At 66.1% G+C, this 22,738-nt stretch carries 21 protein-coding genes and 1 tRNA gene; 21 read left to right on the forward strand and 1 reads right to left on the reverse strand.

The window, feature by feature from the left end; translation table 11 throughout:
• Positions 1-38 precede the first annotated feature (38 nt).
• The 10 genes from fliF (at position 39) to A6A04_RS07040 (ending at position 12,874) form a co-directional block, all read left to right on the forward strand.
• Complete coding sequence (gene fliF / locus A6A04_RS06995; RefSeq protein WP_068491241.1) at positions 39-1,697, forward strand: flagellar basal-body MS-ring/collar protein FliF; 1,659 nt, start codon at positions 39-41, stop codon at positions 1,695-1,697.
• Between the two features lie 12 nt (positions 1,698-1,709).
• Positions 1,710-2,729, forward strand: coding sequence for a flagellar motor switch protein FliG (gene fliG, locus A6A04_RS07000; RefSeq protein ID WP_068491243.1), 1,020 nt, complete (start codon positions 1,710-1,712; stop codon positions 2,727-2,729).
• Between the two features lie 167 nt (positions 2,730-2,896).
• On the forward strand, positions 2,897-3,580 hold the full coding sequence (locus A6A04_RS07005) for a FliH/SctL family protein (RefSeq protein ID WP_068491245.1): 684 nt from the start codon (positions 2,897-2,899) through the stop codon (positions 3,578-3,580).
• A 38-nt stretch (positions 3,581-3,618) separates the two neighbouring features.
• Positions 3,619-3,942 (forward strand): flagellar motor switch protein FliN, encoded by a 324-nt coding sequence (gene fliN, locus A6A04_RS07010; RefSeq protein WP_068491246.1) that lies wholly within the window; start codon positions 3,619-3,621, stop codon positions 3,940-3,942.
• Between the two features lie 31 nt (positions 3,943-3,973).
• A complete protein-coding gene (flbD, locus tag A6A04_RS07015) occupies positions 3,974-5,347 on the forward strand; it encodes a sigma-54-dependent transcriptional regulator FlbD (protein WP_068491248.1) in 1,374 nt (457 codons plus the stop codon).
• A gap of 29 nt (positions 5,348-5,376) precedes the next feature.
• Positions 5,377-7,491, forward strand: coding sequence for a flagellar biosynthesis protein FlhA (gene flhA, locus A6A04_RS07020; protein WP_068491251.1), 2,115 nt, complete (start codon positions 5,377-5,379; stop codon positions 7,489-7,491).
• 130 nt (positions 7,492-7,621) lie between these two features.
• A complete protein-coding gene (locus tag A6A04_RS07025) occupies positions 7,622-8,620 on the forward strand; it encodes a flagellar biosynthesis protein FlhF (protein ID WP_068491252.1) in 999 nt (332 codons plus the stop codon).
• Positions 8,617-9,414 (forward strand): MinD/ParA family protein, encoded by a 798-nt coding sequence (locus A6A04_RS07030; RefSeq protein ID WP_068491254.1) that lies wholly within the window; start codon positions 8,617-8,619, stop codon positions 9,412-9,414. Before A6A04_RS07025 ends, A6A04_RS07030 begins: the two co-directional genes overlap by 4 nt.
• Before the next feature lie 74 nt (positions 9,415-9,488).
• A complete protein-coding gene (locus tag A6A04_RS07035) occupies positions 9,489-11,273 on the forward strand; it encodes a hypothetical protein (RefSeq protein WP_068491256.1) in 1,785 nt (594 codons plus the stop codon).
• A gap of 95 nt (positions 11,274-11,368) precedes the next feature.
• The gene (locus tag A6A04_RS07040; protein WP_068491258.1) at positions 11,369-12,874 is read left to right on the forward strand and encodes a DnaJ domain-containing protein; all 1,506 of its coding nucleotides are present in this window, start codon (positions 11,369-11,371) and stop codon (positions 12,872-12,874) included.
• 46 nt (positions 12,875-12,920) lie between these two features.
• Here A6A04_RS07040 and A6A04_RS07045 read toward each other — a convergent pair whose 3' ends face one another.
• Positions 12,921-13,892 (reverse strand): cyclic nucleotide-binding domain-containing protein, encoded by a 972-nt coding sequence (locus tag A6A04_RS07045; protein ID WP_068491260.1) that lies wholly within the window; start codon positions 13,890-13,892, stop codon positions 12,921-12,923.
• A 186-nt stretch (positions 13,893-14,078) separates the two neighbouring features.
• Here A6A04_RS07045 and ubiT point away from each other — a divergent pair, with 186 nt between their 5' ends.
• From ubiT to lysA, 11 genes are all read left to right on the forward strand, one after another.
• Positions 14,079-14,759: a ubiquinone anaerobic biosynthesis accessory factor UbiT gene (gene ubiT / locus A6A04_RS07050; protein ID WP_068491262.1), complete on the forward strand. Its 681-nt coding sequence runs from the start codon at positions 14,079-14,081 to the stop codon at positions 14,757-14,759.
• Positions 14,759-15,766: a ubiquinone anaerobic biosynthesis protein UbiU gene (gene ubiU, locus A6A04_RS07055; RefSeq protein WP_068491266.1), complete on the forward strand. Its 1,008-nt coding sequence runs from the start codon at positions 14,759-14,761 to the stop codon at positions 15,764-15,766. The genes ubiT and ubiU overlap by 1 nt, the downstream gene beginning before the upstream one ends.
• A 100-nt stretch (positions 15,767-15,866) precedes the next feature.
• On the forward strand, positions 15,867-16,760 hold the full coding sequence (ubiV, locus tag A6A04_RS07060) for a ubiquinone anaerobic biosynthesis protein UbiV (protein WP_068491269.1): 894 nt from the start codon (positions 15,867-15,869) through the stop codon (positions 16,758-16,760).
• Positions 16,761-16,856: 96 nt separating this feature from the next.
• Positions 16,857-17,888 carry a hypothetical protein gene (locus A6A04_RS07065; protein WP_068491271.1) on the forward strand — a complete coding sequence of 344 codons (1,032 nt, stop codon included), beginning with the start codon at positions 16,857-16,859 and terminating at the stop codon, positions 17,886-17,888.
• A gap of 49 nt (positions 17,889-17,937) precedes the next feature.
• A tRNA-Ala gene (locus A6A04_RS07070) sits at positions 17,938-18,013 on the forward strand.
• A gap of 194 nt (positions 18,014-18,207) precedes the next feature.
• Positions 18,208-18,489, forward strand: a complete 282-nt coding sequence (locus A6A04_RS23580; RefSeq protein WP_407670248.1) for a DUF6538 domain-containing protein — start codon at positions 18,208-18,210, stop codon at positions 18,487-18,489.
• Positions 18,490-18,567: 78 nt separating this feature from the next.
• Positions 18,568-18,864, forward strand: coding sequence for a type II toxin-antitoxin system TacA family antitoxin (locus tag A6A04_RS07080; RefSeq protein WP_068491274.1), 297 nt, complete (start codon positions 18,568-18,570; stop codon positions 18,862-18,864).
• Positions 18,865-18,871: 7 nt separating this feature from the next.
• Entirely contained in the window at positions 18,872-19,390 is a 519-nt protein-coding gene (locus A6A04_RS07085) for a GNAT family N-acetyltransferase (RefSeq protein WP_068491277.1), read from the forward strand.
• Positions 19,391-19,858: 468 nt separating this feature from the next.
• Positions 19,859-21,274 carry an argininosuccinate lyase gene (gene argH, locus A6A04_RS07095; protein ID WP_068491281.1) on the forward strand — a complete coding sequence of 472 codons (1,416 nt, stop codon included), beginning with the start codon at positions 19,859-19,861 and terminating at the stop codon, positions 21,272-21,274.
• A complete protein-coding gene (gene lptM / locus A6A04_RS07100) occupies positions 21,271-21,471 on the forward strand; it encodes an LPS translocon maturation chaperone LptM (protein ID WP_068491283.1) in 201 nt (66 codons plus the stop codon). The genes argH and lptM overlap by 4 nt, the downstream gene beginning before the upstream one ends.
• Positions 21,468-22,733, forward strand: a complete 1,266-nt coding sequence (gene lysA / locus A6A04_RS07105) for a diaminopimelate decarboxylase (RefSeq protein ID WP_068491285.1) — start codon at positions 21,468-21,470, stop codon at positions 22,731-22,733. The genes lptM and lysA overlap by 4 nt, the downstream gene beginning before the upstream one ends.
• The last annotated feature ends 5 nt before the right edge of the window (positions 22,734-22,738 follow it).

A 22,738-nucleotide genomic window follows, 5' to 3' on the forward strand; every position in this document is an offset into this window, starting at 1 on the left:
GGGCGAGACGGCCGGGACCTTGGGGCGATGGAGACGACGTGAACGCATTCCTTCAGATGCTGCGCGGCCTTGGCCCCATGCGGCTTGCCGCCATCGCCGGTGTCGGCGTCAGTATCCTGGGCTTCTTCATCTACCTGATGAGCCGCGTCGCCGCGCCTCAGATGGAACTGCTCTATGGCGACCTCGATCTGGCGGATTCCAAGCAGATCATCGAGAAGCTGACCGCCGAAAAGGTTCCCTACGAACTGCGCAAGGACGGTACCGAGGTCTGGGTGCCCAAGGACCGCAAGCTCGACCTGCGGGTGCGCATGGCGGAACAGGCGCTGCCCAGCGGTGGCCGCATGGCGGGCTACGAACTGTTCGATAAGCAAGATGCCCTGGGCGCCACCAGTTTCCAGCAGAACGTCACCATGGTTCGCGCCCTGGAAGGCGAACTGGCCAAGACCATCCGCTCCATCGACAAGGTGAAGGCGGCCCGTGTCCATCTGGTGCTGCCCAAGCGCGAGGCCTTCTCGCGCGAGACCCAGGAGCCCTCGGCCTCGGTCATCTTGAAGATGCAGGGCAACGGCCGCTTGGAAAAGGCCCAGACCACCGCCATCCAGCATCTGATCGCCGCCGCCGTGCCCAAGATGAAGCCGTCGCGCATCTCCATCGTCGACGACAAGGGCACCCTGCTGGCCAAGGGATTCGAGAACTCGAAGGAGTATCAGGCCCAGTCCGCCGAGGAGATGCGCCTCAACACCGAGGCCCGGCTGGTCAAGACCATCGAGGACCTGCTGGAACGCTCGCTGGGGCCGGGCCGGGTGCGGGCCGAGGTCACGGTGGACATGGACATGAGCAGCGCCGTGACCACCGAGGAGACCTTCGATCCCGAGACCAAGGTGGTGCGCTCGCAGGTCACCATCAACGAGGGCGAGCAGAGCCAGGACGCCGAACCCACCCCGGTGACGGTACAGCAGAACCTGCCCGACCCCAATGCCTCGGCCTCGGGCAATATCCGCACCTCCACCAAGGCCAACAAGAGCCAGGAAACCGTCAATTACGAAATCTCGCGCAAGACCAAGAACACGGTGCGCGAGATGGGCGAGATCCGCAAGGTCTCGGCCGCGGTCATCGTCGACGGCGTGCGCGAGAAATCCGCCGATGGCAAGCAGACCTCGTATCGCGACCGCTCCGCCGAGGAACTGGCCCAGATCGAGGCGCTGGTGAAGTCGGCCATCGGCTTCACCAAGGACCGCGAGGATCAGGTCAAGGTTGCCTCCATGCCCTTCTACAAGGGCGAGGAACTGCTGGAAGCCGAGGAACCCGGCGAATTCATCTTCGGCATGCGCCGCGAATTCGTCGAGAAGGTGGCCTCGAACCTGGGCCTGTCCATCGTCGCCATCCTGTTCCTGCTGCTGGTCCTGCGCCCGCTCATCAGCCGCGCCATCGAGTCCATGCAGGGCCAGGTCGGCCCCGATGGCCGCCGCCTGCTCACCGCCGAGGGCGGCGCCATGCCCCAGCTGACCGGCCCCGGCGCCGCCGGACCGCCCGCCCTGGGCGGCGAGGAAGAAGTCATCGCCGACGAGCTGATCGACATCGACAAGGTGGAAGGCCGCGTCAAGGCGTCCTCCATCCGCAAGATCGGCGAAATCGTCGAGAAGCATCCGGAAGAAGCCCTCTCGATCATCCGCAACTGGCTGTACCAGGAAAGCTGATAGGAAAACGCCATGGGTCGCGTCAAAGAAGACTATCGCAGCCTCACCGGTCCCCAGAAGGCCGCCATGTTCATGCTGTCCTTGAACGAGGAGCACTCGGCCAAGCTGTTCGGCATGCTGGGCGATGACGAGATCAAGGAACTGTCCCAGATCATGGCGTCCTTGGGCACGGTGTCATCCAATCTGGTGGAACGCGTCTTCGTGGAATTCGCCGACGCCCTGTCGTCCACCGGCTCGCTGACCGGTACCTTCGATACCACCGAACGCTTGCTGATGAAGTCGATCCCCAAGGATCGCGTCGCGGCCATCATGGAGGAAATCCGTGGTCCCGCCGGTCGCACCATGTGGGACAAGCTGGGCAATGTGTCGGAACAGGTGCTGGCCAACTACCTGAAGAACGAATACCCCCAGACCGTGGCGGTGGTGCTGTCCAAGATCAAGCCGGACCACGCGGCGCGCGTGCTCGCCGTGCTGCCGGAAAACTTCGCCATGGAAGTCATCATGCGCATGCTGCGCATGGAAGTGGTGCAGAAGGAAGTGCTGGACGGCATCGAAAAGACCCTGAGGAGCGAGTTCATGACCAATCTGGCCCGCACCCAACGCCGCGACGCCCACGAACTCATGGCCGACATCTTCAACAACCTGGACCGCAACACCGAGAACCGCTTCATGTCCGCCCTGGAAGAGCGCAATCGCGAAAGCTCGGAAAAGATCAAGGCGCTCATGTTCACCTTCGACGACCTCATCCGCATCGACGCGGCGGGTATCCAGGTGCTGCTGCGCTCGGTGGAAAAGGACAAGCTGGCCATTGCCCTCAAGGGCGGCGCCGACGCGGTCAAGGAACTGTTCTTCAAGAACATGTCCGAACGCGCGGGCAAGATGCTCAGGGAAGACATGGAAGCCCTCGGCCCCGTCCGCCTGCGCGACGTGGACCAGGCCCAGGCGGCCATCGTGGTCATGGCGAAGGAACTGGCGGCATCGGGTCAGATCGTCATCTCCGAGGGCCGCGAGGAAGACGAGCTGGTGTACTAAGGCGGAGAAGAAGCACAAGGCTCGACGAGCATCCGCGAGGAGTTGCGACCAAGGGTCGGCGCGCCCGCCAGCTACGCTGGCAAACGATTGTTTGCATGCGGAGCATGCGTGGCGCGAAAGCCAAGCGAGCGGAGCGAGCACCGGCGATTGAGGCGAATGATTTAAGAATGGCCACCTACAAGAAGTACATGTTCGACCTGGATTTCGGCCCGCCCTCGCAATCGCGGGCCGCCGCCGCGGCTGCCGCGGCGGCCGAGGCCGAACATGACCACGAGCCCGAGCCCGAGGCGCCGCCGCCGCCCACCTTCACCGAGGAGGACCTGCAGGTGGTGCGCGAGGCCGCCTGGGAGGAAGGCCGCAATACCGGGCTGGCCGAAGCGGCGGCTTCGGCCGAGGCGCAACTGGCCGAGGCCATGACCCGGCTGGCCGAAGCCATGGGGAGCCTGCACGGCGCCCAGGAGCAGGCGGCTGACGAGGCCCAGCGGGTGGCCGCCCGGGTGGCCATGGCGGTTCTGCGCAAGATTCTGCCCGCCGCCTGTGAGGAACATGCCTTCGAGGAGGTGGTGCGCACCGTCCAGGACTGCTTTGCCAATGTGCTGGACGAGCCGCGCATCATCGTCCGCACCGAGGCCGATCTGGTGGACCCGGTGCGCGAACGCCTGGAATCGGTGGCGGTGATGCATGGCTTCGAGGGCCGCGTGGTGGTCCAGGCCGACCAGCGCCTGGCCCGGGGCGATTGCCGGGTGGAATGGACCGATGGCGGTGCCGAACGCGACCAGGCCCGCCTGATCGCCGATATCGAGGAAGCCGTGGCCCGCAGCCTGGCGCTGCCCGAGGCAAGGGAAGAGTAAGCACTTATTCCGGCTCCGGCCGGTTCTAGGAGGACATTATGCCCGATTTCGAACTGAGCGATTTCGCGCCCGAGGGCGAGGAGCAACGGGGTGACATTCCCGACGTTCCGAGGTCGGCCCGCGACCTGGAAGCCGTCTACGATATTCCGGTCCAGGTCTCGGCGGTGCTGGGCAAGGCCACCATGCAGGTCAACCAGTTGCTGAAGCTGGGGCGCGGCGCGGTGGTGGAACTGGACCGCAAGGTGGGCGAGGCCATCGACATCTACGTCAACAATCGCCTGGTGGCGCGTGGCGAGGTGGTGGTGGTGGAAGATCGCCTGGGCGTGACCATGACGGAAATCATCAAGACAGACCGCGCGTGATCGTGGGTCGGACGGACGGGAGAGCGACGACATGCGACTTCTGATCATTGGCACGCTCGACGGACAGATCGGGGCCGCCAGCCAGATCGCCATGGCCCGGGGCGCCAAGGTCCGTCAGGCCGAGGACGTGCCTGCCGGCCTTGAAGTCTTGCGGAGTCAGGGCGCCGATCTGGTGATGATCGACGTCAAGCGGGACATCAAGGGCCTGATCGACTCGCTGGAAGCCGAGCGCATCGTGGTGCCGGTGGTGGCCTGCGGCATTGCGTCGGATGCCTCGGCCGCCGTGCGCGCCATCAAGGCGGGCGCCAAGGAATACATCCCGCTGCCGCCCGACGCCGAACTGATCGCCGCCGTCATCGCCGCCGTCACCCAGGAAAGCCACAATATCGTCTTCAAGGATCCGCGCATGGCGCAGACCCTGAAGCTGGCCGAGCAGGTGGCCAATTCCGACGCCTCCATCATGATCACCGGCGAATCCGGCACCGGCAAGGAACTGATCGCCCGCTTCGTCCACAACAAAAGCCGCCGCTCGGACAAGCGCTTCGTCGCCGTCAACTGCGCCGCCATTCCGGAAAACCTGCTGGAATCCGAGCTGTTCGGCCACGAGAAGGGCGCCTTCACCGGCGCGGTGGCCCGGCGCATCGGCAAGTTCGAGGAAGCCAATGGCGGCACGCTTCTTCTGGACGAAATCTCGGAAATGGATGTGCGGCTGCAGTCCAAGCTGCTGCGCGTGCTCCAGGAAAAGGAAATCGACCGGGTCGGCGGCAACCAGCCGGTCAAGGTCGATGTGCGCATTCTCGCCACCTCCAACCGCACCATGGAGGACGAGGTCAGGAAGGGCACCTTCCGCGAGGATCTCTATTATCGCCTCAACGTGGTGACCCTGGCGCTGCCCGCGCTCCGCGAGCGGCCGCTGGACATCGCGGTGCTGGCCGATCATTTCGTCAAGCGCTACACCGAGGCCAACGCCCTGCCCAACCGCTCGCTGTCGGCCGAGGTCAAGCAGATGCTGACGCGGCATGTCTGGCGCGGCAATGTGCGCGAGCTGGAAAACTGCATGCACCGCGCCGTGCTGCTGGCCACCGGGGCCGAGATCGGACCCGACGCCATCATCCTGTCGGGCGGTTCGGTCGGCACCAATCCCGATCCGGTGGTGGCCCAGGCCGCCAATGCCGCTGCCGCCGTCATGGGCGGCGCCAAGGTCAATCTGGTGGGCAAGACCGTGGCCGAGGTGGAACGCGACCTGATCATCGACACGCTTTCGCACTGCCTGGGCAATCGCACCCATGCCGCCAATATCTTGGGGATTTCCATCCGCACGCTGAGGAACAAGCTGAAGCAGTATGTGGACGAGGGTATCGACGTGCCGCCGGCCGGCGGCGAGCCCGAACGGGCCGGTCTGTAGACGCATGATCAGGCAGCAAGGCGGATATCATGGCTGAGGGCGGCGCTTCGGACGGGCAGGTAGCGGCAAGGCAGTTCTTCGACCGCATGGGGGCCGCCGCGCGCCGGGGCGATGTCGGCTTCGCCGTCGGCATCATCATGATCCTGATGGTGCTGATCCTGCCGCTGCCCGCCTGGGCGCTGGACGTGGGCCTGGCCCTGTCGCTGACCATGTCGGTGCTGATCCTGATGGTCTCGATCTTCATCGAGAAGCCGCTTCAGTTCAGCTCCTATCCCACCGTGCTGCTGATCACCACCCTGATCCGCCTGTCGCTCAACCTGGCCTCGACCCGCCTGATCCTGTCGCACGGGCATGAAGGCGTCGACGGCGCGGGCAAGGTCATCGCCGCCTTCGCCAGCTTCATCATGAGCGGCAATTTCGTCATCGGCATCATCGTCTTCGCCATCCTGGTGATCGTCAATTTCGTGGTCATCACCAAGGGTTCGGGGCGTATCGCCGAAGTGGCGGCCCGCTTCAACCTGGACGCCATGCCGGGCAAGCAGATGGCCATCGACGCCGATCTGTCGGCCGGTCTGATCGACGAACCCACCGCCCGGAAGCGCCGCTCCGAGCTGGAACAGGAATCGGCCTTCTTCGGTTCCATGGACGGTGCCTCGAAATTCGTGCGTGGCGATGCCGTTGCCGGTCTGCTGATCACGTCGATCAACATCATCGGCGGCATGATCATCGGCATGGCCCAGAACGGCCTGACCTTCAGCCAGGCCGCCGACATCTATACCAAGCTGACCGTCGGTGAAGGCCTGGTCACCCAGGTTCCCGCCCTGATCGTCTCGGTCTCGGCCGGTATGCTGGTGACCAAGGCGGGCGTGCCCGATTCCATGGACAAGGCCCTGTTCAACCAGTTGGCGGGCTATCCCCGCGCGGTGGGCATGGCGGGCGCCCTGATGGGCATGATGGCGCTGGTGCCTTCCATGCCGTTCGTGCCCTTCGCCCTGCTGGGCTGCGGCATGGGCGCGGCGGCCTATTTCCTGGACAAGCACCAGCGCACCAAGGCCGAGGAAGAGGCCCACAAGGAATCCGCCCAGGCCATGCAACAGGCCCCGGTGGCGGAAGAGCCCATCTCGACGGCATTGCGTATCGACCATGTCCGCCTGGAACTGGGCTATGGCCTGCTGCAGCTGATCAACAACCCCAAGGGCCAGCGCCTGACCGACCAGATCAAGAGCCTGCGCCGCGCCGTGGCGGGAGAGATGGGCTTCGTCATGCCCTCGGTGCGCATCCAGGACAACATGCAGCTGCCCGCCAACACCTATGTGGTCTTCATCAAGGACGTGGAGGCCGGGCGGGGCGATCTGCGCCCCAACATGCTGCTGATCATGGACCCCCGGGGCGAGGAGATCACCCTGCCGGGCGAGAAGACCCGCGAGCCGACCTTCGGCCTGCCCGCCATGTGGATTGATTCGGGGGTGCGGGAAGAGGCTCTGTTCCGGGGCTATACCGTGGTGGATCCGCCCACGGTGATCACCACCCATCTGACCGAGGTGATCAAGGACAACATGTCCGAGCTGCTGAGTCACGCCGAGACCCAGAAGCTGCTGGACGAGCTGGACAAGGAACACCAGAAGCTGGTCACCGAGCTGATTCCCAGCCAGATGACCGTGGGCGGCCTGCAGCGGGTGCTGCAGAACCTGCTGGGCGAGCGCGTCTCCATCCGCGATCTGCCCACCATTCTGGAAGGCATCGCCGAGGCCTGCGGCCATACCCGCAACGTCACAATGATCACCGAGCATGTCCGCGCCCGGCTGGCGCGGCAGATTTCGGACGGCAATACCGGACACCAGGGCTTCATTCCGCTGGTCACCCTGAGCCCGGAATGGGAGCAGGCCTTCGCCGAAAGCCTGGTGGGCAGCGGCGAGGAAAAGCAGATTTCCATGGCGCCCAGCCAGTTGCAGGACTTCATCAACCGGGTGCGCCAGACCTTCGAGCGCTTCGCCATGCAAGGCGAGACGCCGATCCTGCTGACCAGCCCGGTGGTGCGGCCCTATGTGCGCTCCATCATCGAGCGCTTCCGCCCCATGACGGTGGTCATGAGCCAGTCGGAAATCCACCCCAAGGCCCGCATCAAGACGCTGGGACAGATATGAGAGCCGTGCAGATGTCATCCCGACGACCACCGGGAGGAGGGATCTCATCCTGCTCCAATTCGTCCATTTTGCCGCCATCGCTCCAGGCGGAGATCCCTCGCAGCGCTCGGGATGACGGGGAGAGCGGCCCATGCGCCTGAAATCCTTCACCGCGCCCACCATGGCCGAGGCCATGGAACTGGTTCGCCAGGAACTGGGCGACGACGCCATCATCGTCTCGACCCAGCGGGCCGCCGGAAGCAAGGGCGTGCGCATCACCGCCGCCCTGGAACCGGCCGACGCCGACATGGCCATCGCCGAAATGCTGGAAGAGGTCACGGGCTCGTCCGCCGCCGACGAGGTGCGCAAGGCCCTGTCCGACCATGGCGTTCCCCAGCGATTGGCCGACCGGCTGGTCAACGCCGCCCGGACCTCGGAACTCTCCGACCCGGCGCTGGCCTGCGCCGCCGCCCTGGAAGCGGGTTTCAGCTTTGCCCATCTGCCGGAACACGGCGCGCCGCGCGCCTTCATGCTGGTGGGACCCAACGGTTCGGGCAAGTCCATCGCCGTGGCCAAGCTGGCGGCGCGCAGCGTGCTGAAGCAGCGTCAGGTGGGGGTCATCACCTGCGACAACATCCGCGCGGGCGCGGTTGAACAACTGGCCGCCTTTACCAATATCCTGGAGTTGGACCTGGTGCGTGCCCGAGGCCCCGAGGCCCTGGCCCGGGTGGTGGACAGCAGCCAGGGCCTGTTCGATCTGGTGCTGGTGGATTCCCCCGGCCTCAATCCGTTCAAGCAAAGTGACATGGACTATCTCCAGGCGCTGATCGAGGCCGCCAATGTGGAGCCGGTGCTGGTACTGGCCGCCGGTGGCGATGCGGTGGAAGCCGCCGAGATCGGCGAGGCCTTCGCCGAGGTGGGCACCACCCGGCTGTTCGCCTCCCGGCTCGACACGACGCGGCGCCTGGGCGGCATCCTGTCCTGCGCCGAGGCGGGCCAGATGGCCTTCTGCGACGTTTCGGCCAGCCCGCATGTGGCATCGGGCATCGCGCCGATCTCTGCCATTTCCCTGGCCCGGCTGATCATGCCGCAAGCCCCCGAACCCGCACCCCACGATGAAACTTTCTGGACCGAGGCACCCGCATCATGACCACGACCGAAGCTCCCATGCTCGCGCCGCGCCCCCCCATCCGGGCCAAGGGCCGCAATGTCGTCGCGGTTGCCTCCGGCAAGGGCGGCGTGGGCAAGACCTGGTTTTCCATCACCCTGTCCCATGCCCTGGCCCGGGCGGGCCAGCGGGTGCTGCTGTTCGATGGCGATCTTGGCCTGGCCAATGTGGACATCCAGTTGGGGTTGATGCCCAAGACCGACCTGGGCAGCGTGGTGGCCGGGCGCCAAACCCTGAATCAGGCGCTGACGCCCTATCCCGATGGTGGCTTCGACATCATCGCCGGGCGCTCGGGATCGGGCACCCTGGCCAATATTCCGCTGTCGCGGCTGCAGATGCTGGGCGAGGACCTGGTGCTGCTGGCGGGCAATTACGACCGGGTGGTGGTGGATCTCGGCGCCGGCGTCGAGAAGACCACGCGCAATTTCTCGCAGCAGGCGGGCACCATCATGGTGGTGACCACCGATGAGCCGACCTCGCTGACCGACGCCTATGCCTTCATCAAGGTCACCCATATGGAACGGCCGGGCACCGATATGCGTATCGTGGTCAACATGGCCAATTCCACCCGCGAGGGCGAGCGCATCTACAATACCCTGCTGAAGGCCTGCGAGGGTTTCCTGAAGATTTCGCCGCCGCTGGCGGGCGTCATCCGCCGCGATCTCAAGGTGCGGGAAGCCATCCGCAACCAGACCCCCATCATGACCCGCTCGCCCAACGCCGAGGCCGCCGCCGACGTGGAAGCCATCGTCGAACGGCTGATCCGGCCGAGGTGATGATGGCCCCCCGGACGCCGGGCGCCGGTCCGGAGCGCGGGCGTCTCGCCCGCCCGAGCGGATTGGACTAGCCCATGACCTCCTCGGCCATCCCGCCCGCCCCGCCACCCACTCCCGTCCCCGCGACGGTATCCAGCCCGCCGGTGCTGACGGTGGTGGTGGGATCGGGGGCCGAGGCCCTGGCCAAGCTGCCCGCCGGGGCGCTGGTCACCGCCGCCCTGGACGCGGTCGCGGCCAGGGGGCTGGTGCAGGTGACCACCGCCGACGGCACCACCTTGTCGCTGCGTCTGCCGCCCAGCCTGACCCTGCCGCCCCAGGCCGATCTGGGCCTGCAACTGACCCAGGCGGCGGGCGGCGGCTTCGCCTTCAAGCTGCTCTCGGTCAACGGCCGCCCCTTCGGCACGCCGCCGCTTGCCGCTGGGCTGCCCGGCTTGCCGCAACTGCCCGGCCTCGCCGACCTGCTCAATCCCGGCGCCGCCAAGGCGGGCGGCATGCCCCAGCCCATGGGGCGCGGCGATTCCGTCGCCCTGGGACAGCCCCAGCCCTCCCTGGGGCCGGGCGGCGCATCCGCCGCTCCCCTGGGATTGACCGCCACCGTGCTGCGGCCCGCCCCCGCCGGGGCGACCCTGCTGGCGCCGGGGCAGACGCCGGGCGGCCAGGCCGCCGCGCCGCCGCCGGGTCTGGCCGATCTGGTGCCGGGAACTCAGTTGACCGTGCGCATCGCCGGGGTGGTGCCGCCGGGCGGCGGCGCCCCGCTACCGCTCCTGACCGATCCCGGGGCCAAGGCCGGGATGCCACAGCCCTCCCCCCCGAATCCGGCAATGCCGGAGACTCCGGCCGAGGCGGCCAAGCCCTTCGCCCCACCGCCCAGCCATGGCGAGCCCACGGGCTTGCGTCCACCACCGACCCAGACTCCGGGGCAGACGCCCCAGGCGCCGGGCGGCGCGATGCCGCCGCCGATACCACAATCTTCGTCTCAGGCACCGACGCCGTCCCAACCCACCACGCCGATCCCCCTGCCCGGCACGGTCGTGTCCCATTCGCCGGGCGGCACCGCCCTGGTGCAGACCCCCGCCGGGCTGTTGTCGCTGCCGGGTGGTCCCAGTCTGGCGGTGGGCTCCGGCCTGCGCCTGGAAGTGATGGGAGCACCCGCGCCGCCGCCCGCGCCGTTGTCGGCCTCGGACAGCCAGGGACTGACCCAAGGCGGTTGGCCCGCCCTGGATTCGGCGGTGGATACGTTGATGCAGATGGACCGGGCGGTGGCGGATCAGTTGGTCCGCATGATTCCCCAGGCCAATCCCCGGCTGGCGGCGGCGCTGTCGGTCTTCGCGGGGGCGGTGCGCTCGGGCGATGTGCGCGCCGTGATGGGCGAGGGCGTCACCCGTGGCCTGGACCGGGCCGGGCGGCGTGATCTGGCGGAGCGGCTGAAGAAGGACATGCTGGAGCTTTCGGACCAGGCCCAGCGGCCGCGCGGCGACGGCGACTGGCAGGTTCTGACCATGCCCTTCGCCTATGGCGCCCAGGTGGACCCCATCCATCTCTATGTCCAGCGGGTATCGGGTGACGAGGCGGGCCAGGGCGGCAAGAAGGGCGACGAGCAACGCTTCATCCTGGATGTGAGCATGAGCCGCCTGGGCCGCATCCAGTTCGAGGGTCTGGTGCAAAAGGATGCCAAGCGCTTCGATTTGATCATCCGCAGCGACCAGCCGCTGGAGTCCGATATCCGCCGCGACATATCCGGCATCTTCGCCGAATGCGCCCAACTGACCGGGGTCAAGGGCATGGTGGGGTTCCAGTCGGGTCGCGGCTTCGTCGAATTGCCGCCCGCCGACTCGCCGGGCACCCGCATCGTGGTATGATCCGCGGGTGAATTGCTTCGTCGGCGGAACAGGCGGCATGGGCCTTGCAAAGCAACCTGCAGAATGACTCACCGGATCCGGCTGCGAAATCCGCCATGAACACCCTGGCACGCGACCCAAAGGGCTATTACGCCGTCCTCGGACTGTCTCCGGGGGCGGACGCGACCGCCATCAAGTCGGCCTATCGCAACCGGGTGAAGTCGGTCCATCCCGACCGCAATGCCTCGTCGCGCGCGCGTGAGGAATTTCAAAGGCTTATGGAAGCCTATGCCGTCCTGCGCGATGTGGTGCGCCGGGCCGAATACGATACTACCGGCCAGGAATGCCTGGACGATGACGACGATGTTTCGGTTCCGGCCGGGGCGATTCCCATCGCCTGTTCCTGCTGTGGCAGCCTGACCGCCCAGCCCCGCTACGTGGTCTATCGCACTGTCCGCTCGTATCTGGTGTGGGCAAAAACGGGCCGGTTGGAGGGAATTTTTTGCCGGGCATGCGCCGACCGCACGGCGGTGAAGGCCTCCATCATCACCTGGCTGTGGGGATGGTGGTCACTGCCCGGCCTGCTTCTCGCGCCCTTCGCCCTGTTGGGCAATCTGTTCGGCGGCTCCAAGCCCAGGCGCGAGAATGCCCGCATCCTGATTCGCCAGGGCCGCGCCTTCCTCGCCCGGGGCGAGTTGGAACTGGCCCGGTCGCTGGGGTTGCAGGCCGCCCGCTTCGCCAAGCTGCCCGATGACCGCGCCCGGGTCGAGGACCTGCTGCACGCCACCCGCGACGCCGGGGACACGCGTCGACTGAAAAGCCGGTGGAGTCTGGGCGGCGGAGTGTTCCTGGCCCAGGCCCTGCCGCTGGCGGCGCTGCCGCTGACGGCCGCCGTCTTCGCCCTGATCGCCACCAAGCCCTGGGACGTTCCGGTGTCGACTTCGGGGACCATCGCCATGCGGCCGGTGGGGATCGGCGAAATCCGCCATGTGGCGGTGGAGGGGTTGAAGGTGCGCATGGCCCCCATCTTTGGTGCGCCGGTCTTGACCCTGCTGGACCGTTTCACCACGGTGGAGGTCACCGGCGACACCGATACGCCGGAATGGGTCCATATCCGGACACCCGCCGGGGTGGACGGCTATGTGGAGACCCGTTCGCTCTATGCCGGGTCGGGCACCCGCTTCAAGAGCCAGTGGTGCGCCGAGAACCGGGGCGGCCAGCCCGGCGCGGGCGAGGTGCTGAGCCGACGCGTCTCGGGCGACCATCGCATGCTGATCCATAACGAGGGACGCCGCGACGGCGTGGTCAAGCTGAAGACCCTGGCGGGGCACACGGTGGCGTCGTTCTATATCCCCGCCACCTACCATATCGGCGTCGGCGGCATTCCCGACGGCACCTATCGCATCGAATTCGCCACCGGTTCCAAGTATTCGCGCGGCTGCGGCGTCTTCCTCGACGAAATGCAGGCAGGCGTGCTGCCGGTGACCCTGACCTTCAAATACCTGACCACGGGCACCATCCGCTCCCTGACCAATATCGCGGAAATATCGCTGTCGCCCGCGCCTGGCGATCCGGTCCAGCCGCTGTCGCTGTCGGTGGAGAAATTCGCGGCGGATGATTGAGGCCGCGACGGCCATGGTAGTGGGCGAGGGCGCCCGCGCTCCCGATCTACGCCCGCCGCTTCTCCAGGGCGGCGCGGACCTGGCCCAGTTCGCGGCCCATCTTGCGGATATCGTGCAGCAGGGTTTCCAGCACCAGGATCACCAGATCGGGGGTCTTGCCGATCTGCGCCTTCAGCGCCGCCATGGGGATCACCAGGCAGGTGGTGTCCTCCACCGCCTCGGCCGAGGCCATGCGCGGTTCGTTGTCGATCAGGGCCATCTCGCCGAACACGCCGTTGGTCTTGATCTGGCCCAGCACCACCTTGGCGCCGTCCACGGTCTTGAAAATGGCGACCCGGCCGCTTTCCACTACATAGGCCACGTCGCCGCGCTCGCCTTCCTGGAAAATGACCTGACCGGCGGCGAATTTGCGATGGCTGGTGCGCTCGGCCGTTGGCGGCTTGACCGGTTGGGGCGGCGGGGCGGCGGCGGACGAGGATGGCGCGCTTCCCGGCGGCGCCACCAGCGGCGGCGGCTTGGGCAGCGGCGGCCGGGTGCGGCGCTCGGCAATGCCTGCGGGCGGTCGGGCCAGGCTGCGCCGGTCGGGGCCGGTGAAGCCGGGTGTCTGGACGAACGCCTTGGGATTGATCATGGCGTTGCGGATGCGACGGTAGAGGGATTCCGCCGAAATCGGCTTGACCAGGAATTCGTTGACCCCGGCGTTACGAGCCATGAACACCGTTTCCTTGGCGGCGTCGCCCGACACCATCAAGATGGTGACGTCGATGCAGGGCACCAGATCGCCGCTGCGGACATAGCGGGTGAAGTCGATGCCGTTCATGGGCGACATGTCGTGGTCGACGATCACCAGTTGGACCGGGGTGGTCCGCATGGTTTCCAGTCCGGTGGGGCCATCGCCGGCTTCCAGGATGGTGCGGAAACCGAAGCTCTGCAGCGCCGTCTTGATGAACGAGCGGGCATAGCGCGAGTCGTCGATGATGAGCGCGGTCAGCGAGCCCAGGTCGACGTCGATCTGCATGGTCCCCCCTCGGTAGGATTGATTCCTTGAAAGTAGCCATCCCGCCCGCCGCTGCCAAGGGGAGAAGACCCGGCCTATCCGAATGCCTCTCCGCGAGCCGGGCCTTTCCCCCTGCTTGACGGCGGTCAATGAGGGGGGCTATGACCCATGGACAGTATGCGCTGTCAGCTCCGAAAGGCCGCATCCATGATACCAGGGCATGTCCAAAGCTCCGTCCGGCCGGCGCCGCCGCCGTTCTCGCCGGTGCTGCTGCTGGGATTGGCGTTGCAGCCGCTGCGGCCCCAGATGCTGCAGCCGCTGTTCGACGCCATGCTGCGCATGATCCGCGCGCGACATCCCGATATCCTGGAGCGCATGGCCGACTACGCCGACAAGCCGGTCTGCATCGACCCCACCGACCTGCCCTTCGTCATCCTGCTGGACCCCCATCCCGAGCATCCCGCCCTGCTGGTGCGCCGCCAGATCGAGAACGGCGAGGCGGCGGCCGTGATCCACGGCTCGCTGGAGACCCTGGTGGCCCTGGCCGAGGGCAAGGTGGATGGCGACGCCCTGTTCTTCTCGCGCCGACTGGTGATCGAGGGCGACACCGAGGTGGTGGTGGCGCTCCGCAATGCCGTCGACGGCGCCGGGATCGACCTGATCGACGACATTTCCGCCCAGTTGGGGCCGCTGGGCACCGCCTTTCGCCGTCTGGCGGGCACCGCCGCCGGGCTGGCCGGGCGCCTGCGCGATGATTTCGAGACCCTGCGGGCCTCCCTGATCGCCCCCGCCGTCAAGGACGTGGATGCCCAAGGGGCGCGCATCAACGCCCTGGAGGCGGAAATCCGCCAGTTGCGCAAGGCGCAACGGCGCGGAGGCGCGGCGTGATGGCGAGCACGCTTCCCCCGTCGCGGCCCGAACTGGTCTGCCCGGCCGGGACTCCGGCGGCGCTGAAAAGCGCGGTGGATGCCGGTGCCGACTGTGTCTATGTGGGCTTTCGCGACGAGACCAATGCCCGGAACTTCCCCGGCCTCAACTTCAATCGCAAGGAACTGGCCGAGGGCATCGCCTATGCCCATGACAAGGGTGCCAAGGTGCTGGTGGCCATCAATACCTTCCCCCGCGCGGGCCAGCCGGAGCTGTGGCATCAGGCGGTGGCCGACGCCGCCCGCCTGAAGGCCGATGCCGCCATCCTGGCCGATATCGGCCTGATCGACCACGCCGCCCGCCATCATCCCGAGCTTCGGCTGCATCTGTCGGTGCAGGCCGCCGCCTCCAACCCCGAGGCCATCGCCTTCTACGCCGAGCGCTTCGGGGTCAAGCGGGTGGTGCTGCCCCGGGTGCTGACGGTGCAGGAGATTTCCGCCATCAATGCCCGCATCGCTCCGGTGGAGACCGAGGTCTTCGTGTTCGGCGGGCTGTGCGTCATGGCCGAGGGGCGTTGCGCCCTGTCCTCCTATGTCACCGGCCAGTCGCCCAACATGAACGGCGTCTGTTCCCCGGCGGGCGAGGTCCGCTATACCGAGACCGCGCAGGGCGTCACCTCGGAACTGTCGGGCTTCACCATCAACAAATTCGCCGCCAACGAACCGGCGGGCTATCCCACCTTGTGCAAGGGCCGCTTCATCGCCCGCGACAAGGCCAGCTATCTGTTCGAGGAGCCCACCTCGCTCAACACCCTGGCCATCCTGCCCGACCTGATCAAGGCCGGGGTGACCGCTTTCAAGATCGAGGGCCGCCAGCGTGGCCGCGCCTATGTGGCCGCCGTGGTCCAGGCCTTCCGCGCCGGGGTGGACGCGGTGATGGCGGGGCGTCCGCTGCCCGAGATCGACCTGGACCGCATCACCGAGGGTGGCAAGCAGACCACCGGCGCCTACGAGAAGGCTTGGCGATGAACCGGAGCGAAGCGACTGGCGCATTGAGCGCCCGCGCGCTCGTGCGCGCGAAAGCCAAGGGTTTCTTCGATCCCCGCCCGGCGAGTGAGGGGCATTTGAAATGACTTCCATAACCCTCGGCCCCCTCCTGTTCAACTGGAAGCCGGACGCCTTTCGCGACTTCTATTTCCGCATGGCCGACGCCGAGGCCATCGACATCGTCCATGTGGGCGAGGTGGTGTGTTCCAAGCGCACCCCCTTCCTCGACCCCGTCATTCCCGAGGTCATCGAGCGGCTGCAGGCCTCGGGCAAGCAGGTGGTGGCGTCGTCGCTGGCCCTGATCATGAACGACCGCGAAGCCGCCCAGGCCCGCGATCTGGCCGAGTCCGGCCTGCTGGTGGAAGCCAACGATATCTCGGTGGCGGCCATGATGGCCGGGCGGAGCTTCGTCGCCGGGCCGCTGCTCAACATCTACAATGAAGGAACCCTGGCCACGCTGGAGGCCATGGGCGCGGTGCGGGTCTGCCTGCCCGCCGAACTGGCGGCGGACGCCATCGGCCAGTTGGCGGCCAAGGCCAAGATGGGGATCGAGGTCCAGGCCTTCGGCCGCCTGCCCCTGGCCATTTCGGCGCGGTGCTACGCGGCGCGGGCGCGCGGCCTGTCCAAGGATGGCTGCCAGTATGTCTGCGCCGACGATCCCGACGGCATGGCGGTGGAAACCCTGGACGAGGTTCCCTTCCTGGCGGTCAACGGCACCCAGACCATGTCCTACCATCATATGAGCCTGCTGGGCGAGGTGGGGGATCTGGTCCGGCGGGGCGTGTCCAGCATTCGGTTGTGGCCGCATGTGACGGACATGGCCCAGGTTGCGGGGCTGTTCCGCGCCGTGCTGGACGGCCGCCTGGCTCCGGCCGAGGCCGAGGATCGGCTGGCGGCCCTGGTGCCGGGGGCCGAATTCGCCAATGGCTACATCCATGGCCGTCCCGGCCATCAATATGTCGAAATGGAACTTTAATTTGCACGGCTTGCCCCCCGTCGCGGGGCTCGGCATACTCAGGTAGGGATACGGTGGGTTTGGGGCCCGCCGCAAGGGGTATGCTGGACGGAAACCATGGCTGCGGATGCGAGTGGAAAAGACAAGGAAAAGGATAAGGCGGAGCTTCCTGACCTCGGCAACGAGATCAACTTCGAGCACAAGTTCTTCACATCGTTCGAGGATCTCTATTTCCGTCTGACCGATTCCGGCGAGCCGGTGGCCGTGCTGAAGCTGGCCACCAACGAGGCGGTGCTTTCCATGGAAGGCATCAAGCGCGAATTCAATCTGAAGCCCGACAGCAATGATTTCCGCATGCTTGATAAGGTGTCGGAAGGGCTGCAATTCGTGCGCGGCCTGCGCCCCGGCGATCCCCTGCCCAAGGAGGTCACCACCCGCGAGGCCTCGTGGGAGCCGCAGGATCGCCATCGCCGAATTGCCTATCAGCGCCTGACCATGCAGCTGGTGACTTGGTTGACCGGCAACGAGCACGTCATCAGCAGCGTGACCGAACTGGCCCAGGTGGCCGACGACCCCCAGGTCAAGAAGAACGTGCAACTGGCCTTCACCGAGGCCGCCGAGGAATTGGGCCTGGGCCGCGACAACCGCGACGAGGTGGTGCGCTATATCGAGACCCTGGCCAAGGAACTGGCCTATATCGAGGCGCTGCGCGATACCTTTGGCGAGGTCCAGAAGATCGACGAGAAGCTGCAGGGCCTGCGCCGCATCTATGGCGCCGACCGTTCCATGATCGAGACCGCCGACCAGGTGGCGCGCCTATCGCAGCGGGCCTTGAAGGTTCTGCAGGACTATTTCGACCAGGTGGATGCCCAGACCGGCGAAATCCTGGCGATGTTGAAGAATATCGAGAACCAGATCGGCTATATCCGCGAGGTCCGCGACGCCCTGCATGCCCGCCTGCTGCCGTGGGAAGACTTCATCCAGGTCTGGAAGTCCATCTTCGTGGTGCGTTCGGACGAGAACACCAACCGCATCCGCGACATATACCAGTTCCTGGCCCCTCGCTACATGCAGGTCAACGACTGGGTGCTGATGACCCGGCGCGGTGCCCAGAAGGCGAAACCGCTGGGCGGACAAATGCGCTGGTAGGGCGCTTGACAGAGGGAAGGGATTTGAACATTATCCCGCTTCCCTTTTCGGGGCCGTAGCTCAGTTGGGAGAGCGCCTCGTTCGCAATGAGGAGGTCAGCGGTTCGATCCCGCTCGGCTCCACCAAAAAGCACCAACATGTTGATTCGGTTGGTCTTTTCGATCAGGCCGGTGAGAAATCACCGGCCTGTTACGATTCCACGTTACGAAATGATGCGTCAGTATCGCCCGGAAAGCCGCAGAAATCCTCGGTTTTTCGAGGAAATGACTGTCACATAACGGCGTCACATAATGGCTCCACCAAACCACGTCGTCGCCGTCTGACCGGTCTATGGCTTCGGGGATCGGTATGGCAATACAGGGTAGCCGTTCCGACCGATCTGAGGTCCAAGCTGGCCCGTTTAGACCTGAATAGGTCATTGGGCACATCGAACTACTATGATGCCGTCAGGGCGGCTCGGAAGGTGGCCTACGAGGTCGAATGTCTGTTCGATCAGGTCCGATCCGGTGATCAGGTCCGGGTCGATTTTGGTGATCATGCCGAACCAGAACCGGCATCGACCATCACCATGGATGTCGGGGAGGTTGCGGAACACGGGTGAGTTTGCCCACCGCCTTTGCTGTATTGCAAAACGCACTACACCGGCTCATATTGATGATCGGTCCACAGGAGCCAGATCATGACCGCCACCACCCATCGCAAAGATCATCCGCTGTCCATGCGGCTGCCCGACACCGACATCGCCCTGATTGATCGGGCGGCAGGTCTACGCGGTCGATCGAGGACGGATTTTGTCCGTGATGCAGCGGTTCGTGCGGCGGAAGAAGTCCTGATGGAATCAGGGCTGGTGCGAATGTCCGAGGAAGGGTTCGCCGCGTTCATGGCTGTGTTATCCGCACCGGCCACCCCCGTGGCCCCCATGGTCGATATTTTGCGGCGTCCAGCACCATGGGAGCAGGGTAACGGGCAGGGTTGATGCCGCCATGGCGTTGTCCGCCCCAGAGCCTCTAAACGCAGGCCACGACCTATCGCAATTTTCCTGTGGCAAACCCGCCTTGGATCACTGGCTCAAAACTCGGGCCTTGTCCAACCAGGAAAAGGGATTCACCGTCGTTATGGTCGTCCATGATGCGGGCCGGGTGATTGGCTATTATGGGTTGGCCCCAACGGCGGTGGTGCCGTCCGTCATGCCCAGATCGATCAAGACCGGGCAGCCGCCAAACCCAGTCCCTTGCCTGTTGCTGGGCCAACTGGCGACCGACCTGGAATGGGCCGGTCAGGGCATCGGCACCGGGCTTCTGGCCCACGCCCTAACCCGCTGTGTTCAGGGTGCGAGGCTGATCGGCGGTCGTGCCTTGATCGTGAATGCGATTGATTCCGAAGCCGCATCATTCTGGCAGCGACGTGGGTTCTTGCCATCCAAGGATGATCAGTTGGTGCTATTCCGATCCATCGCTGATATTGCCGCTTCGGTCATGGCTGCCGGGGAGGTTCGGAAATAGCGATGCTCTACCCAATCAGGGTGGCCTTCAGATTTTTGAAGTGGTAGCGATTGATGCGAGTTGTGTCCAGACCCGCAGCCGCAGGCAAGGTGTCTGGCAAACGAGCGTCCGTGTGGTGCCGAGCGTAGCGAAGGCACCCACGTCCATGCACTTCCAGTTACCCCTGCCATCGCAGCACCGTGAATTGCAGCGTCGATGATCGTCGCCCGAATGCAGCAACTTTTTTTGACGCTAATATTCACCCTTCAGCGGAAGCTTAAGGTGCTGAAGGTCCAGGTCGTATCTGACTTGGGATATGGCATTGAACAGGGTGGAAGCTTTATATCCTCCACCAAGTTTACCAAGGCCCTAGCCGCTCACCCGGCTAGGGCCTTTTCCTTTGTCGTCCGCCCTCTTCCGGCCGGACACCGAAGGGTGTAGGTTGGGCGGCCCGGATCGACGGGATTTCATGCTGGACGAGCTTTTCTCATGACCGACACCAAGACCCAGGCCGCCGCCTCCGCCATGTGGGGGGGCCGCTTCGCCGGTGGACCCGCCGCCATCATGCAGCGGATCAACGCCTCCATCGATTTCGACAAGCGTCTCTATGCCCAGGATATCCGGGGGTCCAAGGCCCATTGCCGCATGCTGGTGCGCGCCGGCATCCTGACCGCCGAGGATGGCGAGGCCATTCTGGGCGGGCTGGACAAGGTCCTGGCCGAGATCGAGGCGGGCGATTTCCCCTTCTCCGCCGAGCTGGAAGACATCCACATGAACGTGGAATCCCGTCTTGCCGCCCTGATCGGCGAGGCGGCGGGACGGCTGCACACCGCGCGCTCGCGCAATGATCAGGTGGCCACCGATTTCCGCCTGTGGGTCAGGGACGCCATGGACGGCATGGACGCCGCGCTGAAGGGCCTGCTGGACGCGCTGCTGTCGCGCGCCGAACAGCACGCCGATACCGTCATGCCCGGCTTCACCCATCTCCAGGCGGCGCAGCCGGTGACCTTCGGCCACCACCTGATGGCCTATGTGGAGATGATCTCGCGCGATCGCGGCCGTCTGACCGATGCGCGCCGTCGCTTGAACGAATCGCCGCTGGGCTCGGCGGCGCTGGCCGGGACCTCGTTCCCCATCGACCGCCACTTCACGGCGGCCGAGTTGGGCTTCGCCGGCCCCATGCGCAATTCCCTCGACGGCGTTTCCGACCGCGATTTCGCCCTGGAATTCATGGCGGCCTGTTCCATCTGCGCCGTGCATCTGTCGCGCCTGGCCGAGGAACTGGTGATCTGGACCAGCGCCCAGTTCCGCTTCGTCAAGCTGTCGGACGCCTTCACCACCGGCTCGTCCATCATGCCGCAGAAGCGCAACCCTGACGCCGCCGAGCTGATCCGCGCCAAGACCGGCCGGGTGATTGGCGATCTCAACGCCCTGCTGATCGTCATGAAGGGGCTGCCGCTGGCCTATTCCAAGGACATGCAGGACGACAAGGAACCGGTGTTCGAGGCCGCCGACACCATGGAACTGGCCATCGCCGCCATGACCGGCATGGTCTGGGACCTGGAGGTCAATGTGGCGGTGATGCGGGGTGCCGCCGGGGCGGGCTTCACCACCGCCACCGACATCGCCGACTGGTGCGTGCGCGCCTTGAAGATGCCGTTCCGCCGCGCCCATCACGTGGCGGGGTCGCTGGTCAAGCTGGCCGAGGACAAGGGCGTCGGGCTGGAAGACCTGTCGCTGGACGAGATGCGGGCCATCGAGCCCGGCATCACCGACGAGGCCCAGCGGGTGCTGTCGGTGGAGTTCTCGGTGGCCAGCCGCACCAGCTTCGGCGGCACCGCGCCGCAACGGGTGAGGGAGGCGGTGGCCGCCGCCCGCGCCGCCCTGGACGCGGAGGCGTCATGAGCCGCCGCCTGATCCTGGCCGCCCTTGCCCTGCTGCTGGCGCTGCCGCTGGCGGCTTGCGGCCGCAAGGGCTCGCCCGAGGTTCCCGAGAACGCGGTCTATCCCCGGGTTTATCCCAACATTCCCTTCCCGCCGCCGGGCGCCCGCAAGGCCCCCGACTCCCAAGCCCCCTCCGCCGAACCGGGTCCGGTGCAATGAATCATTTCGACTATCACGACGGCGAGCTTTACGCCGAGCAGGTCGCCATCTCGCGCATCGCCCGCGAAGTGGGAACGCCGTTCTACTGCTATTCCACCGCCACCCTGGTGCGGCATTACACCGTATTCGCCGACGCCTTGAAGGCGGCGGGGCTGGACGCCACCGTCTGCTTCGCCTGCAAGGCCAATCCCAATCTGGCGGTGATCCGCACCTTCGCCGAGCTGGGGGCGGGCGCCGACGTGGTCAGCGAGGGCGAGTTGCGCCAGGCCCTGGCCGCCGGGGTGCCGCCGGGGCGCATCGTGTTTTCCGGCGTGGGCAAGACCCTGCACGAGCTGGAATTCGCTGTCGCCAAGGGCATCCTTCAGATCAATGTGGAATCCGAGCCCGAGCTGCTGCTGCTGTCCCAGGTGGCGGCGGCGCGCGGCGTGCGCATGCCCATCGCGCTCAGGGTCAATCCCGACGTGGACGCGGGCACCCACGCCAAGATCACCACCGGCAAGAAGGAAAACAAGTTCGGCATCGAATGGACCCGGGCGCGCGAGGTCTATGCCCTGGCCCAGTCGCTGCCCGGCGTCGAGGTGGTGGGGGTGGCCTGCCATATCGGCTCGCAATTGACCGAGCTGGAGCCGTTCCGCGAGGCCTTCCTGCGGGTGCGCGATCTGGTGGCGCTGCTGCGGGCCGATGGCATCGACATCCGCCGCCTGGACCTGGGCGGCGGGCTGGGGGTGCCCTATGACGGCGAGACCCCGCCCAGTCCGGCCGCCTATGCCAAGGTGATGGCCGAGACCCTGGGCGATCTGGGCTGCCGCATCGTGGTCGAGCCCGGCCGTCTGCTGGTGGGCAATGCCGGCATCCTGGTGTCCCGCGTGGTCTATGTGAAGGAAGGCGCCACCCGCACCTTCCTGATCGTCGACGCCGCCATGAACGACCTGATGCGCCCGGCGCTCTACGACGCCCATCACGCCATCTTCCCGGTGCACCAGGCCCGCCCCGGCGAGGAGCCGGTGGAAGTGGACGTGGTCGGCCCGGTCTGCGAAAGCGGCGACACCTTCGCCAAGCAGCGTCGCCTGCCGCCCATGCGATCCGGCGATCTGCTGGCCTTCGGCACCGCCGGAGCCTATGGCGCCGCCATGTCGTCCACCTACAATACAAGGCCGCTGGTGCCCGAGGTGCTGGTCAAGGACGAGGCCTATGCCGTGGTGCGCGCCCGGCCCAGCTATGACGAGATGCGGGCGCTGGAAAGCCTGCCCGACTGGTTCTAGTACTT

Origin of the sequence: Paramagnetospirillum marisnigri, assembly GCF_001650715.1 — a bacterium.
In the GTDB taxonomy this organism is placed as follows: domain Bacteria; phylum Pseudomonadota; class Alphaproteobacteria; order Rhodospirillales; family Magnetospirillaceae; genus Phaeospirillum; species Phaeospirillum marisnigri.

Bases quoted from the DNA above. Each gene is read 5' to 3' on its own strand.
- A6A04_RS07080 (WP_068491274.1), top strand. From the start codon at position 18,568: ATGACCGCCACCACCCATCGCAAAGATCATCCGCTGTCCATGCGGCTG.
- A6A04_RS07045 (WP_068491260.1), bottom strand. From the start codon at position 13,892: ATGCAGATCGACGTCGACCTGGGCTCGCTGACCGCGCTCATCATCGAC.
- A6A04_RS07030 (WP_068491254.1), top strand. From the start codon at position 8,617: ATGACCACGACCGAAGCTCCCATGCTCGCGCCGCGCCCCCCCATCCGG.
- A6A04_RS07065 (WP_068491271.1), top strand. From the start codon at position 16,857: ATGGCTGCGGATGCGAGTGGAAAAGACAAGGAAAAGGATAAGGCGGAG.
- ubiV (WP_068491269.1), top strand. From the start codon at position 15,867: ATGACTTCCATAACCCTCGGCCCCCTCCTGTTCAACTGGAAGCCGGAC.
- ubiT (WP_068491262.1), top strand. From the start codon at position 14,079: ATGATACCAGGGCATGTCCAAAGCTCCGTCCGGCCGGCGCCGCCGCCG.
- lptM (WP_068491283.1), top strand. From the start codon at position 21,271: ATGAGCCGCCGCCTGATCCTGGCCGCCCTTGCCCTGCTGCTGGCGCTG.
- fliG (WP_068491243.1), top strand. From the start codon at position 1,710: ATGGGTCGCGTCAAAGAAGACTATCGCAGCCTCACCGGTCCCCAGAAG.
- A6A04_RS07040 (WP_068491258.1), top strand. From the start codon at position 11,369: ATGAACACCCTGGCACGCGACCCAAAGGGCTATTACGCCGTCCTCGGA.
- ubiU (WP_068491266.1), top strand. From the start codon at position 14,759: ATGGCGAGCACGCTTCCCCCGTCGCGGCCCGAACTGGTCTGCCCGGCC.
- A6A04_RS07035 (WP_068491256.1), top strand. From the start codon at position 9,489: ATGACCTCCTCGGCCATCCCGCCCGCCCCGCCACCCACTCCCGTCCCC.
- lysA (WP_068491285.1), top strand. From the start codon at position 21,468: ATGAATCATTTCGACTATCACGACGGCGAGCTTTACGCCGAGCAGGTC.
- fliN (WP_068491246.1), top strand. From the start codon at position 3,619: ATGCCCGATTTCGAACTGAGCGATTTCGCGCCCGAGGGCGAGGAGCAA.
- A6A04_RS07005 (WP_068491245.1), top strand. From the start codon at position 2,897: ATGGCCACCTACAAGAAGTACATGTTCGACCTGGATTTCGGCCCGCCC.
- flhA (WP_068491251.1), top strand. From the start codon at position 5,377: ATGGCTGAGGGCGGCGCTTCGGACGGGCAGGTAGCGGCAAGGCAGTTC.
- argH (WP_068491281.1), top strand. From the start codon at position 19,859: ATGACCGACACCAAGACCCAGGCCGCCGCCTCCGCCATGTGGGGGGGC.
- flbD (WP_068491248.1), top strand. From the start codon at position 3,974: ATGCGACTTCTGATCATTGGCACGCTCGACGGACAGATCGGGGCCGCC.
- A6A04_RS07085 (WP_068491277.1), top strand. From the start codon at position 18,872: ATGGCGTTGTCCGCCCCAGAGCCTCTAAACGCAGGCCACGACCTATCG.
- A6A04_RS07025 (WP_068491252.1), top strand. From the start codon at position 7,622: ATGCGCCTGAAATCCTTCACCGCGCCCACCATGGCCGAGGCCATGGAA.